We start from the raw sequence: 17,432 nt of genomic DNA on the forward strand, positions 1-17,432 counted from the left end.
GGATAGGCCCAGCTGTAGTACAGCCGTGGGTCACGACCAGCTTCACCGACCAGATATAACTGAATTTCAGACCTGAATCATTTAAGGGAAGACGGGTGCGTATTGCCCTCTTCAGCCCTTCCTCTTTTCAGGAGTCTGAACGATGTCGATTAACTGCCCTTCCTGTAACTCTGCGCGCGTCACAGCGCGCAACCATGCCCGCAAAATCGGTGGTGCAGCCGGAGCTGTAGGTGGAGCCGCGACCGGCGCGGCGAGCGCTGCAGCCGGAGCGCAGAGTGGTGCCGCCCTGGGCGCGGTCGCTGGCCCCATCGGAGCGGCCTTGGGAGGCCTGGCTGGTGCCATCCTGGGCGGCTTGGCTGGTGGCGCAGTAGGCAGCCTCGCCGGTGCACGCATGGGCGAAGAGATCGATGCCCGAGTGCTCGATAACTTCGAGTGCCACGCCTGCGGCCACGTCTTTTCCCTCGACCAGTAGCCCTCCTACAAGGCGCGCCACGAGCCTTCATTCAATCCGATTCCCACCCACCCGGCACTCGGACTGCCGGTTGATAGCCAGTCCCTCTGGCAAGGAGATCTTTATGGCTCATCAAATCGAGCAAATGGCCTACGTCGGAGCCACCCCTTGGCACGGCCTAGGTAATCAACTTACGCAAAAACAGCCCCTTGAAGTCTGGCAGCGCGAAGCCGGTATGGACTGGCAGATCTTGGAAAGCCCCGTGCATTTCAAGTCAGACGCGATCGGCCATCTCGGCACGATCCACTCGTTCCCCGAGCAGAAGGTATTGTTCCGTTCGGATACCAAGGCGCCGCTGTCGGTGGTCTCCCAGCGCTACCACACTGTGCAGCCCCGCGAAGTGCTGGAGTTCTACAGGGATCTGACCGAAGTCTCCGGCTATGAGCTGGAAACCGCTGGCGTGCTCAAAGGCGGCCGCAAGTTCTGGGCGCTGGCGCGTACCGGGCAAGGCGCTGCACTCAAGGATAACGACCAGGTCAACGGCTACTTACTGCTGGCCACCTCCTGCGATGGCACCCTGGCCACCACGGCAACGCCAACTACCGTGCGGGTGGTATGCAACAACACGCTGACCATCGCCCTGGACGGCACCAGCCGCGCGATCAAGGTGCCGCACAACACCCGCTTTGATCCAAACACGGTGAAAAAGCAGCTCGGCATCGCCGTCTCGCAATGGGACGACTTCATGTACCGCATGCGCGCGCTGGCCGAGCGTAAGGTGCAGCGGGATGAGGCGCTGGGCTTCTTCATGAACGTCATGTGCGAGACCAGCCCGACCGGTGCGCTACCGGAACAACTGCCCAACGAGCGCGCCCTGCGCAAGGTACAGGAACTGTATGAAGGTCGTGGTCGCGGCAGCCAGCTGGACTCGGCCCGCGGCACCGCCTGGGGTCTGCTTAATGCCGTGACCGAGTACGTAGACCACGAGCGCCGTGCACGTAGCAACGAGTACCGCATGGATTCGGCTTGGTTCGGCCAAGGGGCGCAGATCAAGCAGCGCGCCTTGAACGCCGCGCTGCAGCTCGCCGCTTAAGCCTCCATCACATCAACAACCCTCGCGCCCGGTCAGCCCAGTGCTGGCCGGGCGTTTTTATGTCTGCAGGTGAGCAACATGAAAGCAACGTCACTGAACAGCAGCACCCGCAAGAAACGCCCTGCCCTGCGCCTGGTCAGCACCAAGGAGCTGCCGCGCGAGGACTGGCTGCAAATCCGTAAGCAAGGTATCGGCAGTTCGGATGCGGCAGCTGCGGTCGGCCTCAATCCCTACAAATCGCAGCTGGAACTGTGGCTGGAGAAAACCGGCCGCGACACCAAACTGCCGAAAACCGATCCGCATGACGAGGAAAGCCCGGCCTACTGGGGCAACGTACTCGAGCCTATCGTGGCCTGGCACTACAGCAAGCGCACAAAGAACCGCGTGCGGCGCATCAACGCCGTGCTCCAGCATCCGGATCCGGAAATGTCCTGGATGTTGGCCAACATCGACCGTGAGGTGATCGGCGCTGACGATGTGCAGATCCTCGAATGCAAGACTGCCGGCATAAACGGGGCACGCCTCTGGAAAGAGGGCGTGCCCGAGTATGTGCAGTTGCAAGTGATGCACCAGCTCGCCGTCACCGGCAAGCAGGCGGCTGATGTGGCTGTACTGCTCGGCGGTCAGACGTTGGAGATTCACCGAATCGAGCGGGACGAGCAGATGATCGCGCGGCTCGTCGAGCTGGAGCGCAGGTTCTGGCAGTACGTGGAAACGGACACACCGCCACCGGCCGATGGCTCGGCATCCGCTGAAATGGCCCTGCGCTGCCTCTATCCGGAAGACAACGGCCAGGTCATCGACTTCAGCAGCCATGCCGGACTGACCGCAGCCTTCATCGAGCTGAAAGCCGTTCGCCAGTCGATTGCCGACAAGGAGAAGCGAGAAGCCGAGCTCAAGCAGATGTTGCAGCAAGCCATGGGTGACGCCAGCCGGGCTGAGTTCATCAGCGGTTACGTCAGTTGGCGCAAGGCCAAAGACAGCATTGGCTTGGATGTCACTCAGCTACTCAAGGACAAACCTTACTTGCAGGCCAAGTACCCGCTGCTGAAACCCGGCGCGCGGCGCTTCTTGGTCGGCTGAATCCGGCTGTTTCCACCCGTTCCCTCCCCCTTGGCCAGTTCATGCAGTTCGCGCTGCATGGCTGGCCTTTTTTTCGTTTCCAGGAGAACACCCATGTTGAAAGGTCTGGCTCTAACGCCCCCAGTGATTGGGCGCATCTCAATCGGCAAAGTCGTCGAGAGAAACGGCAAACGTCTGCCGGAGAAAGACGATCAATTCACCATCACCTCCCAGGTGCAAGGCAAGGATGGCTGGTTACTGCATCCACTCAACGACCAACTGCGTCAGGGCAAAGAAGACAAACTGCGCAGCATCCCGATCCGTCTGATGTTCAACGAACCCGAGCTCAACTTCCGCGCCGACTACACCCTGTTCGATCGGCAAACCGGACGCCCGGCTTGTGTGGGCAATGGGGAAACCTGCAAGCGCATTGATCAGGAGGGAATCCAGACACTGGCGTGTCCCTCGCCCGATGCCTGCCCACTGGCCAAAGGGGGCGCCTGCAAGCCGTACGGCCGACTCAATGTCGTTATTGGCGACGATGATCCGCTAGGCAGCTTTGTGTTCCGCACCACTGGTTTCAACAGCATCCGCACCCTCGCAGCACGCCTCAAATACTTCCAGGCAATCTCAGGCAATCGCCTGGCCTGCTTGGCATTGGAGCTGCGCCTGCGCGGCAAATCCACCCGGCAAAGCCATGGAACGCCCATTTTCTACGTGGACATCACGCTGCGTAGCGGCATGAGCGTGGAGGAGAACCTGCTGGCCGCCAAGCAATTGGATGAGGCTCGCCAAGCAGCCGGCTTCGACCAGCGCGCGCTCGATAGCGCCGCGCAGCAAGGGCTGGGCAATGGCGCCTTCGAAGATAACGAGGAGGACAGCGGCACGATTGTCGATGAGTTCTTCCCGCTCACCGAGCCAGCGCCCACCGCCAGCGAGCCTTCACCCCCACAACGCACAGCCCTGGCCGCCAAGCTGGAATCGCTCAGCAGCGAAGCGAGGCCCTAAGTCTCAGGAGGTTCTTCATGGAAACACGATGCCTGATTTGCGAGTCGATGCTCGTGGTCACCAAGGCACAGGCGCAAGCCTGCTCCCTGCTGCTGGGAACGCTAGGCGGCTTCCTGGACGGCTGTTCAAAGATGCGCGTGCAGAGCAACATGCACCGAAACCGCGATATCGGCGACATGTTTCAAATGGGTCTAGAACGGCTTACATACGCCGTAGAAAGCGCAACCTCTGGATGCGCCCAGGGCTGGGAATTTGCCCAGGACATTCAGCGTTTTCACTTCGGGGAATTCGAGTGCCTTTGCCTGCGCTGTGGTGCACGTTTCGACCAGCAGCCTAGCGACACCCTTACGCCTCAGCCAGGCGATCCGCCAACTGCTCGACCAGCCCCAGGATCAACTGACGATCCGCAGGTGAGACCGTAGCCAGCATACGACTGATCCGTTGCGCCTGATCATCGGTTCGCGGGCTTGCTTCTGTCAGCAGGTCCGCGGCCTCGCACTCGAAAATGGCGGCGAACTCCAGCAACCGAGAAATGTTGGGGATGACGATACCCCGCTCAATGCGGGAAATCGCCTCGCTGCCAATGCCAAGCCGCTCGGCCACATGCTCTTGCGTCATACCGGCACGGACGCGCTGCTTGGCAATCGCTCGACCTACAGCTTCGGCTAGGTGCTTCTGATCAATCTCGGACATGTCGCCTCCCATCTCGACCTAGATGGTTGGCTAACCACTTATTGACATGAAGGACTCAAAAAGTCGAACCTCAACCTTTAAAGCCCATAGACAACCTAAACACTCAGGAATCCTCCTGCAGGATGCAGCCCGCTTCAAACCTTCCCTTTCATTTTCAAAGCATTCGAGGATCACATGAACCTGCGAACGATCATTCTCGCGCCGCTTCTGCCCCTGGCATTGGCCGGCTGCAACGAAGCTATCGATACCGTCAAGAACGGCCGAATGAAAATCAACGAGCAATACACCGTCGACCAAGCGTTTAGCAATCGGAGCATCTGCGACAGCGTCGATTGGGAGGTCATTACTGATGACAGAAACAGAGAGCTTGTCCAGTACAAGTGCCATATCACCGGCATCGAGTCGTACTACGCACAGGAAAAGCAACGCATACGGGAGAACTTGCTCAGCAGCTTCGACTTGGAAAAGCGGGCTGCCCAAGTCCATATAGAACCGGCACGCATGGAGGTGGAAGCCGCCGAGAACGCGCTAAATAAACCGCGGCCCGCCAACACTGCTACCTTGGACAGCGACCGGCTCACAGACCTGCTGGCCCGGGAGGATCTGCTCTCCGAAAACGCCCCCTCACGCTCGCTTCAGAACTACTCCGGCAGCCCAGAGATTGCAGCAGCTGCACAGCGTTACTTCTTGAGCTACGTACGAGACACAACCTCCCCTCAGTTCGCTGCGCACAAGCAGAACGAACAGGAGCTACTTCGCGCCATGGCGGCTGAGCGCGAAAAGGTTCAAGCCCAGATCGCCGAGGAGCGGGCTCGCTTGAGCGAAGTCCAGAATGCTCGCGGGCAAGAATCGGTGGCTCACGCTCAGCAGCGCCTGAACCGGGCAACGGAGCTCTATGAAAATCTGCAGAACTCCGTTGCTGCCAAGCTTGAGGAACTGGATGCCCAGCACGCCGCCAAGCTGAAGCAGTTCGACGGTGCAGCCACCATAGAGTCAGTAGCCGAGGTCTTTGAGTGGGTCGGCAAGGGTGAGGAAATCGAACTCGTCTGGTCGGGGCTGGAAGGCACTTACAGCGACGGGCAGATCAAGAGGTTTGGCCACATCAATCGGCTCGGTAGCCTGCAGGACGTCTACCGCAATAACGTGAAGACCTATTCCGACCTACGTCAAAAAGCGCCACTGCTGTAGGTGCCCCCATGAAGCGACTAATAGCACTTGTTCCGATATTGCTGCTGGCGACCTCGATCAACGTCCAGGCTAATGCCTACTGTGATTCCAGGCGATCTGCCCAAGAGGTTGAGACCTGCTATCGGCAATCCCTGACGGCGCTCAAACGAGCTGTCGACAAGGGCATCAATAAAATCATGAACAGTCCTAACTACAGCGAAGCAACCAAGCAGCGTGTTCAGGAGGAGCATCACGTTTGGGAGCAGAGCGTCCAGACCAACTGCCAGAACTACGCTTGCGTTGAATATCAATTCCAGGGCCGGCTGCTTCAGCTGGGTCGAATGAAAGCAGATCCGCCCCCCTCCGCAATGGATGCCGAAGCGTGCCTGGATGCCTGGATCGCTGCCTACCGCCAAGATGAAGGAGATGACGTCGCGATCACCCACGACCAGATCACCGAGTGGCAGCAATGGTGTAGCGAAGGCCGCTTGCCCTGATGCCCCACTGACACAGCTGATCTGAAATACGGGTTCAGCTGATCCCCCTCAAACCGCCAGATCACTCGATGGTCCGGCGGTTTTTTATGCCCCTACAAACACAGCCGTATGGAGGTCCTATGACTGCCAAATTCAAGGCCGGCGAGTCCGCTGGCACCTACATCGCCGATGCACCGGTGACCGAAGCCGATATCGTGGAAATGGCTCAACATCTGGCCAGCAAACGGCTGCGTAAAGGCCAGGCCTTGCATCAACCCAAGGAAGTCTTCAGCTACCTGCAGCTCCTGCTGCAGGACTATGAGCACGAGGTATTTGCACTGCTACTGCTGGACAGCAAACACCGTGTCATTCGATTTGAGGAGCTATTTCGCGGCACCCTGGACAGTGCCAGTGTCTATCCCCGCGAAGTCGTCAAAGTAGCGCTGGAACACAATGCAGCAGCAATAGTGCTGGTGCATAACCACCCTTCCGGTGATCCGGAGCCAAGCCATGCAGACCGTGTCCTGACCAGCAGGCTCAAGCAAGCACTCGAGATGGTGGGCGTACGCACGCTCGACCACATCATCGTGGGGGCTGAAGGCTGCGTATCGCTCGCCGAACAGGGATACCTGTGAAACCGCTGCGGGTTGTCCGAGAAATACACGTCGAGACTGATGAGCGCCGAATAGATCCAGCGTGGGCAGCGTAGCAGCTGCCCACGCCAATCCATGCCCGATATTTTTTTGCCTTGAGAGACCAAAGCTAAGAGGTTTCGTTACGTCTGCAGACGGACGCGACGACCTCCTGCCGTTGTTTCGCAGGGCTACAGAGATGGCTGGCCATCTCGTTCCCGAAGCCGAGCCAGGATCCATTCCTGCACCTCGGATTCAACCCAGGCTACAGCCTTACCTCCCAAAGCAACTGAGCCAGGGAAGCTCCCCTCCTTCATGACCTTGTAGACGGTAGAGCGGCCAAGGCCGGTCAATCGCATCACTTCTTTCAGTCGAATCAGTCTCATGGTCGGCACTCCGATAGTTAGTCCATGAGATGGCTCAGGGGTGTTCGGTTTAAAGACGACTCAGCTGGCTCATGCCGAAGTTTCGCTGGCCGTCCCCATACACCTTGGTCCTCTTTTTGGCGAAGTAGCTCAGGCGGTAGAAGACCGACTGATACTGCTGCTCGAACAGCGGATGCTGAGTTTTTAACGGCGATACCGGCCTCTGTGGGAAGTGCACTCCGTTCATTGCGACGGACCAATCCAGCCCCAGGGCCACACCCCAAGCTTTGTAGATGCGACCGGCGAGCATCTGGTCGTAACTGCAATCATCAGACTGCAACTTCGAGTAATCGCCTACGGAAAAGTAGGCATCATGGTTGAGCAGTAGCGCCAAGTGATAATGCGGGTACTCTGCAGTATCCCACTCGCGCACCCACACATACCGAAGCATCGGATCGTAAGCTCTCTTCCCTGCCGCTGCCTTGATAGACCGTGCATGTTCGAGCTGGCTTTTAAGGGACTCGATGAAGTCGGTTATTGCCCGCTGTGGCAGAACGCATCCAGTTGGCACGTGCAGATCCAAACGGATGACTGTCCACCGCGGGTGCGCCATCAAGCTGTAGAAGAGCAACAAATAGATATTCTTCAGATAGTCTTCAAGACGTTCATGGGGTAACGATTGGACAGAAAGGTCTCGCCATTGAGGCGAGCCTACTGGTGGCTGATCGTACATGGGTAGCTCCTATGGTTAGTTCCATAGGTACTACCCTGATAGGTAAGCATTCACACACTTACCCATAACAAGAGCACATAGCCCAACATCTAACAATAATATTAACTAACCAACATATAAAGGCTCAACCCAATCCCCGTACACACTCGATGGTCTGAGGCATTAAGATAGTAGACCTCATGCAATCTTAGGAAATTTCAGCTCCGGAGTTACGGAGCACGATGGCAAAATTTTCCGCACGCCCCCCGAATTCGAACAGCCTCTTGTTTAAGCATCCGCCCGTTAGCATCTACAGTGCTTGCAGCTCAAACCACTTGAGCCGGAACAATATAAAGTGCGCCGCCCCAGCCGGGTAAAGATTGCGCCTATCTTCGCTCATCGACATCGCCAAGCTGCTCATAAAAAAATGTGTTGGGCACCAAGCCGGTCGATACGGCGCAACGGACGCTCCAAGAACGATAAGCTGAATCGGGCCAGTCGCGGGCACTGCGCCGAGCAGACATAGGCCACTTCTACTTTCAGGCTCTGGCCTCCTTGCCGAAGAACCTTACCATTGACAACCACCTCGTCAGATGAAAATTCTTCTGCTATTTTTGCTATAACTAGCAAGAATAGCAGGCAATCATGACTGACAATCATAACGAAAATTTCTCATCACCCGCCTTTGAGCAGCTCGAAGCACAGGGCGGCTGGCCGCGTTTTCATGAGCACAGCTTGCTAGAAGCGGCTGTGACAGAGGCTGTACGAGAGCTGCAGATTTCCAGAGAAATGGCTCTGATGAGTGCCTTTGGCGCTATGGCCACGGTTAGCCAAGGGCATATCAACGTGCGGATGCCTACAGGGCATCAAGTGCCAACATCGCTAATGCTGCTCACTATCGCGGAATCTGGTGAGCGCAAAACTACGACACAGAATCATTTCTTTAACGCAATTAGCGTGAGAAATGACGAGGCGCATGCTGCATATCAGACAGCGCTAGTAGAGCAAAAAATTAAGCATCAACTATGGAGCACGCATAAACGCCACCTTGAGCGCGTATACTCAAAATTAGCTGGCCAGGAAGGCGAAGAAGAACTTCTGACTGCTCAAAAAAATATTGAAGAGCACTTGCGAGCCGAACCGCCATCTCCCCGCTCTGGCAAGTTTCTCTATGAAGACACGACACCGCAAGCGCTCGTACAGATGCTGTACGAAAATACGCCCAATGGCTGCCTATTAACCAGCGAGGCTAACAGCATCTTCAGCGGAAAGGCCCTAGGAGAGCTAGATAAACTCAACACTTTGTGGGATGGGGGCAGCGTGATTGTCGACCGTATTTCTAGAGAGGGTTTTATTCTTCAAAATGCACGACTAACGTTATCTTTAATGGCGCAGCCAAGCGTAATTTCTCGATTCATGGGAAAACGTGGAGAAGAAGCACGCGGCACAGGGTTCCTTGCTCGTTTCTTCGTAGTGAAACCACAACCGATGGCAGGTCAGCGAGATACTAAACCGCTTTCAGAACTTCCACGAAGGACAGCCTTTAATTATCGTCTACGCCAGATCCTGGATACTCCAACACCACTAAATCGACAAGTCTTGCATTTCTCTGAGGCAGCTTCCGAGGCATGGTACAAACACAGCCAATATCTCGAAAACCAGATGCAAGAAAACGGCCTGTACTACTACCTAAAAGACCACGCCTCTAAACTACTGGAAAACACTAGTCGCCTAGCGGCAGTTCTGCACATATTCGAACGCACTTCAGAAAGCGACATTGAAATCAAACAGGAGACATTAGAATTTTGCTGGGAAATTTCGAAACGCTGCTCAAAGCACTTCATTGAACACTTAGCCAACGAGCCAACCGTTGTTACCGATACGAATCAGCTAGCGCATTACTTGCTGCAAACGGCCTATAAAGACACTAGAGCCCCCACCAACAACCTCGACACAAGCCAGTCAAATGGAAGGCCTGCCCACCTGAAGCCGGGAGTACAAACATTCTTTACGCTAACTCAAGTAAAGCAGTATGGTCCTGGCAGCCTTAGAGGACGTGCGAGCGCTGATCGATTAGAGGCAGCCATTGAGTTACTGACCAGACTTGGACACATACAGAAAGAAGGATCGCGCTACCTATTCAAAGAAACAATTATAGAAAAAAATGAAATGAATAATGGAGAAATCATCACCATTAAAGAATTACCACTTTTTAGCGAGCAAGAACTCTGGGAGCCTGAGCGAACCACACAATGGGACAAACCTGAGTACTTTATAAAAATAAAGTGAGATACTCTTCGACAATCCCACTTAAAAACTCAGGAACTGCTTCATTTTGAGCGGCAGCAAAAGCGGCCTAACTCTTAGCGGGAATGGTCTGAACGCGCAAGGACTAGCTATTCCGGGCCGGTTGCTAGGCCAGAAATTCATCCAGCGCGATTCAGATTGCTGATGTCAGCATATAGCGTGTAGTTGCTAGAGCGCGCGACGATGCCTTGGCAACGCATCTCATCGCGCACAGTATAATACGCCGCACCCATGCCAATACCCAAAGCCTTGACCGCGGGCACTGCGGGCAATTACGCAGCCATCGTTGTTTGATAGCACCACAACCGGCCTGCGTTTGAGTTCTGGCTGGCAGATCCGCTCGCAGCTGCAATAGAAGGAGTTGCACTCAATCAGTACTAAAACGCGGCGCGGTATGGTCATGACACAACGCAGCTTACCACCCAGGACACCGCAACCCGGCCCCCGATGATCTTCACCATCGAGCTGTAAATCAGGTACGACGGGATCTGCAGCCTTGAACCAGCCGCCTCCGAAAAGATCACGCTGAACCAGCCGCCCCGGTAGCCATCTCCCAGATCAACCACCACCAACTTGTCGTCTAGATGGCTGGCTGCTCTATTGACGATCAGCTGATCACCGGGAAGACCCCAAATCCCAAGAGCGAGTCATCCCGCACGTGCACGCCCCAGACATGCGGAGTACCAGCCCCGTCAGGCGATCTAGGGAACCTCCTCCTTTCATCCTCGGCGGGTGACTGGAAGCCAGTGATACGAAGATCAGCTACCTCGGCGAGCAGGCGCTCTCGTAGTCGCTCACCACGAGCGAGAATTGAAAGAGACATAAAGGCACTGCCAAGTCCTGTGCATGCATTCAAGATGATAAAGCTTTGCTCAATCAAAGACTGCCGCAACGCCGACAAGAGGATGCTCCCAGCGGTCAGTTCCTCTATGCAGATACGGACTTGGCTTTTGCCCTGAAAAGCACCTACAACGCACAGACAGAAGGAAGAGCCGCAGGAGTACTTTTTGTACAGCCCCAAGAGTACTACGCAAGCTAACAAAGTTCGTAGGGCAAGCTGTAGCCACAGTCGACTGAGCATTTTGACGCGCCTGTGATAGCTACCCCTTCTATACGGAGCAGAGCTGCTCGGGTGCCTATGAGAGTTCCGATAGCTCCGGCTGGTACAAAACCGGCGCCAACCGGATCATCAACTGACGTTTCAGATAGGCCAATGCATCGCTATCAAGATCCAAGCTTTTCAAATGCTCGAGCAACTCGCTTTGCCCGGGCTGGCCAAATGCCAGGCGATAGAGAGATAGTATCTTCTGCATATTAGGATACCGCCGAGCCTCCTCGCTAAAGGCTAGGCTTGGAATCAAGCGACGAATCTTCGCGTCGCCCTGCGGATAGTGCCAATACGGCACAAGATCGGTTCCCCAAGCAGGGCTCTCAGCAGCCTTAAATAACGACTCCCAATTTGTCGAAGGCGTTTCGGCCCCGGTCACTGCCTGTACCACCCGCCGCCTGACCACCAGCGACTGATAGCGATTAACCCGTCCTTCACGTTGTTCCAGATCAATGGGGTTGCTGGGCAGGTTCCAGTGCACCACCTCACTGCAGTACCAGTGAAAGTCCAACCCCTCCTGGCCGATGGAAGTCGATGCCAGGACAAAGGGGCGAAACGGCGAGTTGAAGCTTTCCCGAATGCTGACAATGCGAACCTGGCCGGCATCGTCCGTAGACTTCTGCGCGCCTAGCGGCACCGCGTAATGGCAGCGCAGGTGGGTGTCGTCCTGGTCGCGGTCGAGCTTCCATACCTTCACGCTCGACGGCGAGGTACGCAGCACGTTTTCCAGGGTCGACACGACGCCGTCAAGTGAGCGGTCGGGGGCCAGCAGATAGATGTACTCCTCCAGCATAGCCTGGATACCGCCATCGGCGCAGTATCGGACAATGCCGCGCCACGGGTGCTCGGCGTCCAGCCGTCTAGCAATCGCACTGCCGGCCACCCCGTTGAACAGGCTAACGAACCCCAGCGCCACCCGGCTTGCAGGCCCTTGCAAGCAGCCCTGCTGTGGGTAGTACTGCTTGAGGGCGCGGTGCGCGCAGACCGCCGGCGACCCTAGCGCCAGCCTGGCAAGGTGCTCCGCCAGGTCGGCCGGCATGGCACCTAGCTCGTCCAGCTTGTCCAAGTGATCGGTAACTTCACCCGCACGCTGTTGCACGCCCCCGGGCACCAGGCTCGACAGGGCTTCGAGCCAATCGCTCGTCCAACGTCCATGAACCTGGTCCAGCAACATCGGCGCGAACAGATACCAGTAATGGCTTTTGTGCCCTCCCCTGTACCTGCGCTTGAACGGCGCCAGCTGTTGTTTGAAGTGCCGGGTCAGTTCATCGATCCGCTGCTTCAGGGTGGCTGACGAGCGCTGGACAGGTATGTCGATCAGGCAGCGCGCGGGGTAGATCAATGACCAGTTAGCCAGGTCGCCACTGTCGAGCTTGATCACCGCGCGCCTCTGCTGGGCATGGGTGTCTTGCGCGTCCTGGCTCAACCCCGCGCGGCGCCTGCTGAAATACTCGGTTTTATCGGTGAGGTGCTGCTGCACCCGCCGCTCCGCTTCGTAGCTGACCAGGCCGCTGACCATCCGCGGCACCATGGCCCAAGACGAGAACAACAGCGTCTTGCTGAATTGTTCATGGCCTGCGAAAAAGCCCTCGAGCGGATAGTGCGGCCAGCTGGGCGGCAGCCACAGCAGCATCTCCGGGCCGGCCTTGCGCCCCTGTGCGAACAGATGGGTTGTCAGCCAGCGAACCTGGGGGTTGGGTGCTTCACGGGCAACGTCGAGCGTGAACTTGTGCACCCGCTCGCGGGGCAGCCAGAGCTGCTTGTTGGCGTTGATGCGCTTGAGCGCTTGCGGCGAGCGCTGGTAATGGCGCTGCAACAGCTGCTGGATGTTGTAGCCGGTACTGAACGACAACGGCCAGGCCGCCGATTTGAAAAAGCGCATGAGTTGGCTGGCCAGCTGTCGCGCGCTGTCGTTTTCGAGCAGTACGGCGAGCTGGTCGAGTGCCACGTAGGCACGGATATCGTCAGCCCGCAGTTCAGGCCCGGGTCGAGCAGGATGCGCATCGATCAGGCCATCGACATCCTGCGCTATTTGGCCGCGTTCCGTACGGCAGATCAGCGGGCGCAACAGGCGCTCCACCGCTCGCCTGGACGCGTCATCCAGGGCCCTGGCGTTGACGCTGTCGGCGCCCAGGCGCAGCAGCTCGGCCTGCAACGCCTTGCGCGCCGGCTCATACTCCGGCAGCGGTGACAGGCTCAGAAACGTCAGAATCTGCTTCAGTTTGCTCAAATGGCTGTCATCGTTCTCGTCTTCCGCCACCGTGCTCATGGCCTTGAAGGGTGTAGCCGAGAGCAGCAGCACCTTGCACTCGCGCTTCCGACTGAAGATCTCCCGAGCGATCAGCGACTGCTCGTTGTCCTCGGCTTGATCCAGCAAGCTTTCAAAACGCTGAAACTCGTCGAGGATGAACAGGTCGGCACGCAGCTGGGTGGCGCAGCACTGCGCAAACAGCACTCGCAGCGTGCGCATCACCTCGCGCTTGCTGGCGCGGTGGCGCTGGGCACGCAGGCCGGCAACGCTGCGCAACTGCTCCAGCAGGCTCTGCCCCTTGTCTGGCTGCGCGCAGTCGATCTGCGCAAGGAAGGCGTCCACGATCGGCTCGATCAAGCCTTGTCGCTCGATCTGGCGCAGCTCATCCTCCCACCCCTTGGCATCCTGTACCCTGTCCTGAAACAGCGCCGTCAAGCTGCGACGCGAGCCTTTCAGCTGCGGGTGGCGCAGCAACGCCGCCAGGATGATGCCCCGTTCACGCCGATTGCCAGTGCCCTTGGTCAACGCAAACGACGTGGCCGGAGTGAGCGTGCATATTTCCAGCACCGCATCTTCGTGCTCGGGCTGACAGAGGGCGACGTGGGCCAGGCGTTCATAGGAAGGTTGACGAACCCAGCCACTATCGCTGGGAAATACCGCCAGCTTGGTAAGGTTCTCGGCGGCTAGGCTCAGGTTGGAACAGATATAGGTGACCCGCATGGGCTCGCGCTTGCGCCAGTCACGCAACATCGACACGATCAGGCCCTTTGCGACGATCGTCTTGCCCAGCCCTACCTCATCGGCCACCAGCACCCGCCCGCCATGTTGCGGGTCATTGAACTGCGCACTGATGCGCTCGACCGTGGCGCGCTGAAAGTCCTTGAGTTTGCACCAGGTGCGCTGCAGGGCCAGCTCGATGCTTTCGCGATCCGTTACACACCCAGTCATGCTTTGCTCCTAGAAAACGCCTGGTACTGTGCCCACAAACTGTGAAGCTCCGGGGGGATCAGGTTCTCGGTGTCGGCCAGCTTCGCCAGAATATCGTCGATGCGTTGCAGCTTTTGCGGCTGGCGAGCAGCACACCGCAGCAGCGCTTCATGCAGCGGGCCGCCAAGCATCTGGCCGATGAGCGAGTCAGCATCGCTGCCGTTGCCTGCTCCATCCCTCGCGCGGGTGTCGAAATGGTGGGCATGCGTGGGGCTGAGCAGCCTGTGAAGGTAGGCCAGCAGCTTGTGCGGACTGTCGATCAGGGTGGTGGTGATGTGCTGCTCGCGATTGTCGCCACCGTCGATCTCCAAGCGCAGCTTGATCATCTGTTCACTCGCCACCTCGGCCCCGGTGAGCACCCGCAGTATCAGGAAAGCGCTGACCTGGGCGAGCTCCATGCCCTCCCACATCAGGCGCGGGGCTAGCACCTGGGGCTGCCCACTGACCAGCGGCTGCGCCTCGATCACCCAGTTGCCCTCGGCTTCCAGTACCTCTGGCGGGCACTCGATGAAGCAGGTGTAGGTGCCATTGGCGTCGGCCACCGCACGCATGCACCAGTCGGCATCGATCAACCGGTACAACAGCCTGCGCAGGCAGGCCTCGGTTGGCTGCTCGGGCTGCAACGACAATCCACCAAAACCATGGGGCACGAAGACCCCATTGGGTTCCTGCTCGCCACCCAACAGTTCGGCACGCAGTTGCTGCGCCGATTGCCGGGCGTTGCTGCTCGACAGGCGCAACATGAACTCGGTATTGCGCGGCTGAGCACCGATGCCGCCCAGCGCTGCCCGGGTGGCATTGGCCGAGCCCACATGCCAGTGGCTGACCGGCCCCTCCTGCAGCACAACCATCTTGGCGTGCAGATCCTGCGCACGGGCGTGGCTGAGTTCATCCTCAGCGTCGATCAGGCGGGGGTTGAGCGCGTAGCACTCCCAGCCTTGCAACCGCTCCTGGCCCAGGCGGTCGAGCTCCTGCGCACGGCTGAACAGCCAACGGCGGGTGCGGCCCTGCCCAAGCTGTTCGAGGGCATCGGCATGCAGAAACGGCGACATAACCATCACGGTGTCAGCCTTCGGGCATGACAGCAGGGGCGACTGCCCGGGTTGCCCGGGCAAGGTGCCCAAGGCACTGAAGCCATCCGGCCTGTCCCAGGTGACCCGCGCCAGCTCCTTGGCCAGCAACGCCAGCTCGCTGCGGAAGTCCTCGGCGCCAGGCATTAATGCCTTGAGCAGCGCTACCAGCCCTTGGTTGTCGTCACTGCGGGCGCCAGTCAACTCGCCCTCCAGCGCCACTGCAAGGTCCCAGCTGCGGTCGAAGGTCATGTTGCGCGACATGACCAGCAACCGGTAACGCACCCTCTTGCCCTGATCGATGAAGCGCAGCAACCACAGCTTGGGGTGGAACGCACTGAAGGCTTGCGTCGGCACCTGGGGCACCAACAAGGGTTCGAGCAGGGAGAAAAGCAGGTTGAACTGGCGAGGCACCTTGATACAGCCTTGCTGGAAGAACACCTTGACCTTGCCCTTGAGCTGGCTGATCGCCTCGAGCAGGGCCAGCTTGTCGGCCTTCAGGTCGCCTTCGGGCGTGCAACTGAACGACAGCGCCAGTGGAAGGCACAGCAAGGTCTCGAGGTCCAGCGAGTAGGTCGTTGCCACCGCGTGGCTCAAGGTAAAACCTTCAGGCGCAGTTAGCTTGTCGCCGTAGTCGATGCGGTCAGCATGCGGATTCAGCATGCCAAGCCCTCCTGAATATCGCGCAGTACATTGCGCACCTGTGCCCAGCGGTAGTCCAGCCGCGCCATGCCATGCCATTTGAAGTCTTCGGGCAGGCGCCTGTTGAGGATGCTGCGCTGGTTCTTGTTGGCCCTGGCTTGCGCTTCGATCAATCTGTCCAGCTCAGCCTCCCGGGCATTGCCGGCAATCCCCCGCGCCCAGTTATCCAGAAATGCCCTGGTGTGATCGGGTAGCACAACCTGGGTGTGCGCCAGCCATTGCCCAATCTCCTGCGGCTGGGCATGCGCCTGCGAGCGCCAGGCGTCCCATTCATCGCTGTAGCTGTTCAGCAAGGGTCGGTATTCGGCACCGTTACGCACCAGCAGGATATTCAAGCGCAGATGGGCACCATAAATCAGCTCACTGAACGCCTGCGCCATGGCCACATTGTCGCGCGTCTGGCGAGGCAGTTGCGCCTGGCCGCCCACCCAGGCGGCCAGCGCAGGGAACCCGTCCCGCCCCTTGACCAGCGCCTGCTCGCGCAGACCGGATCGTTCAAGCTCGGTGGCGAGGTTGTACTCGGGGCCCGCCTTGAATTTTTCACTCAGGAAACGCGCCTCCGACTCGGTCAGTTCGATGCTGACGCTGGCAAGCCAGTCCGGCTCATAGCGATCCAGGTGAACGAGCCGCGACGGGCTGTAGGCGTCGCTGTCATCCCCCGCCTCGTCCGGCTGAGCTTCCCAGGGTTCATCTGCCGAGCCGACGGCCTGCGCGAACTGACGCAGCGACCCTTGGGTATAGATCAGCTTCCAGGTGCGCAAGCCGACCCAGTAGATGGACGATGGTTGCCTGGAAACCCGTTCGCCTTTCTGCAGGGAAAACCCGGATATACCGGTCTGCCCAGAGTCACGGTGGCGCTCCCTGAGCAATTCAGAAAGCTGCGCCTCCTGCTCTTCCAGGTAGTGACCGAATGGCTGCTTGCGCTGGCGCGCACAACTGAGCTGCAAGTAATCGCGGATGATCCGCGGCACGCTGATGAAATACTTGGCCCGGGTCTGCAGGGTGGAAAACCCGGGGAACATCAAGTCGGCGAACGCATCGCGCAAGCCTCCGATGCCCAGTTCGTCCAGCGTGCCGGGTTGTGCAAGCTGGCTGAGCGCATGCTTGACCCGATCACGGTCTTCGTTAGAAAAGTCCACCCATCCCAGTTGGCTACGGTTCGACACCCTGTCTCGCTCCTTGTCCTCTTCGCGCAGGTGCCACAGGGTATAGCTTTTAGCCACCATCCGTTAAGCTCGTTCATCAAACGGGACAAATTCGTCCATAGATGGACATACATGACCAAAAAAGCGTTCGCCCATGAATAAAAATTAACTTATAAATCAATAGATTGAGCACTAAGCCCGCT

The 17,432-nt window shown here is 58.2% G+C and carries 15 protein-coding genes; 8 read left to right on the forward strand and 7 right to left on the reverse strand.

Annotation, left to right across the window (positions count from 1 at the left end; all coding sequences use genetic code 11):
* Positions 1-319 precede the first annotated feature (319 nt).
* The 4 genes from GYB81_RS25000 (at position 320) to GYB81_RS09155 (ending at position 3,614) form a co-directional block, all read left to right on the forward strand.
* Entirely contained in the window at positions 320-472 is a 153-nt protein-coding gene (locus tag GYB81_RS25000; RefSeq protein ID WP_305955324.1) for a hypothetical protein, read from the forward strand.
* A gap of 103 nt (positions 473-575) precedes the next feature.
* Positions 576-1,544, forward strand: a complete 969-nt coding sequence (locus GYB81_RS09145; protein ID WP_161897799.1) for a DUF932 domain-containing protein — start codon at positions 576-578, stop codon at positions 1,542-1,544.
* A 78-nt stretch (positions 1,545-1,622) separates the two neighbouring features.
* Entirely contained in the window at positions 1,623-2,627 is a 1,005-nt protein-coding gene (locus GYB81_RS09150) for a YqaJ viral recombinase family nuclease (protein WP_161897800.1), read from the forward strand.
* Positions 2,628-2,720: 93 nt separating this feature from the next.
* A complete protein-coding gene (locus tag GYB81_RS09155; RefSeq protein ID WP_161897801.1) occupies positions 2,721-3,614 on the forward strand; it encodes a recombination directionality factor in 894 nt (297 codons plus the stop codon).
* A gap of 345 nt (positions 3,615-3,959) precedes the next feature.
* Here the strand turns inward: GYB81_RS09155 and GYB81_RS09160 are convergent, their stop codons facing one another.
* On the reverse strand, positions 3,960-4,307 hold the full coding sequence (locus GYB81_RS09160; protein ID WP_025297461.1) for a helix-turn-helix domain-containing protein: 348 nt from the start codon (positions 4,305-4,307) through the stop codon (positions 3,960-3,962).
* A gap of 174 nt (positions 4,308-4,481) precedes the next feature.
* On the opposite strand from GYB81_RS09160, the gene GYB81_RS09165 reads away from it, so the two are divergent.
* The 3 genes from GYB81_RS09165 (at position 4,482) to radC (ending at position 6,585) form a co-directional block, all read left to right on the forward strand.
* Positions 4,482-5,495 (forward strand): GumC domain-containing protein, encoded by a 1,014-nt coding sequence (locus tag GYB81_RS09165; RefSeq protein WP_161897802.1) that lies wholly within the window; start codon positions 4,482-4,484, stop codon positions 5,493-5,495.
* 8 nt (positions 5,496-5,503) lie between these two features.
* The gene (locus tag GYB81_RS09170; RefSeq protein WP_161897803.1) at positions 5,504-5,971 is read left to right on the forward strand and encodes a hypothetical protein; all 468 of its coding nucleotides are present in this window, start codon (positions 5,504-5,506) and stop codon (positions 5,969-5,971) included.
* 119 nt (positions 5,972-6,090) lie between these two features.
* Complete coding sequence (gene radC, locus GYB81_RS09175) at positions 6,091-6,585, forward strand: RadC family protein (protein ID WP_049247413.1); 495 nt, start codon at positions 6,091-6,093, stop codon at positions 6,583-6,585.
* Positions 6,586-6,773: 188 nt separating this feature from the next.
* On the opposite strand, the gene GYB81_RS09180 is transcribed toward radC, so the two are convergent.
* Both GYB81_RS09180 and GYB81_RS09185 read right to left on the reverse strand, forming a co-directional pair.
* Positions 6,774-6,968: an AlpA family transcriptional regulator gene (locus GYB81_RS09180; protein WP_025297465.1), complete on the reverse strand. Its 195-nt coding sequence runs from the start codon at positions 6,966-6,968 to the stop codon at positions 6,774-6,776.
* Positions 6,969-7,017: 49 nt separating this feature from the next.
* Positions 7,018-7,680, reverse strand: coding sequence for an inovirus Gp2 family protein (locus tag GYB81_RS09185; RefSeq protein ID WP_161897804.1), 663 nt, complete (start codon positions 7,678-7,680; stop codon positions 7,018-7,020).
* 624 nt (positions 7,681-8,304) lie between these two features.
* Here GYB81_RS09185 and GYB81_RS09190 point away from each other — a divergent pair.
* Positions 8,305-9,948, forward strand: a complete 1,644-nt coding sequence (locus GYB81_RS09190; RefSeq protein WP_161897805.1) for a YfjI family protein — start codon at positions 8,305-8,307, stop codon at positions 9,946-9,948.
* A gap of 219 nt (positions 9,949-10,167) precedes the next feature.
* On the opposite strand, the gene GYB81_RS09195 is transcribed toward GYB81_RS09190, so the two are convergent.
* The 4 genes from GYB81_RS09195 to GYB81_RS09210 form a co-directional block, all read right to left on the reverse strand.
* Positions 10,168-10,368: a Y-family DNA polymerase gene (locus tag GYB81_RS09195; RefSeq protein WP_306342506.1), complete on the reverse strand. Its 201-nt coding sequence runs from the start codon at positions 10,366-10,368 to the stop codon at positions 10,168-10,170.
* Between the two features lie 734 nt (positions 10,369-11,102).
* On the reverse strand, positions 11,103-14,138 hold the full coding sequence (locus GYB81_RS09200) for a helicase-related protein (protein WP_161897806.1): 3,036 nt from the start codon (positions 14,136-14,138) through the stop codon (positions 11,103-11,105).
* 131 nt (positions 14,139-14,269) lie between these two features.
* Positions 14,270-16,045: a phospholipase D family protein gene (locus GYB81_RS09205; protein WP_161897807.1), complete on the reverse strand. Its 1,776-nt coding sequence runs from the start codon at positions 16,043-16,045 to the stop codon at positions 14,270-14,272.
* Positions 16,039-17,310, reverse strand: a complete 1,272-nt coding sequence (locus GYB81_RS09210) for a DUF6361 family protein (protein ID WP_233787534.1) — start codon at positions 17,308-17,310, stop codon at positions 16,039-16,041. Before GYB81_RS09210 ends, GYB81_RS09205 begins: the two co-directional genes overlap by 7 nt.
* Between the last annotated feature and the right edge of the window lie 122 nt (positions 17,311-17,432).

It is taken from the genome of Pseudomonas yangonensis (assembly GCF_009932725.1).
GTDB classification, from domain to species: domain Bacteria; phylum Pseudomonadota; class Gammaproteobacteria; order Pseudomonadales; family Pseudomonadaceae; genus Aquipseudomonas; species Aquipseudomonas yangonensis.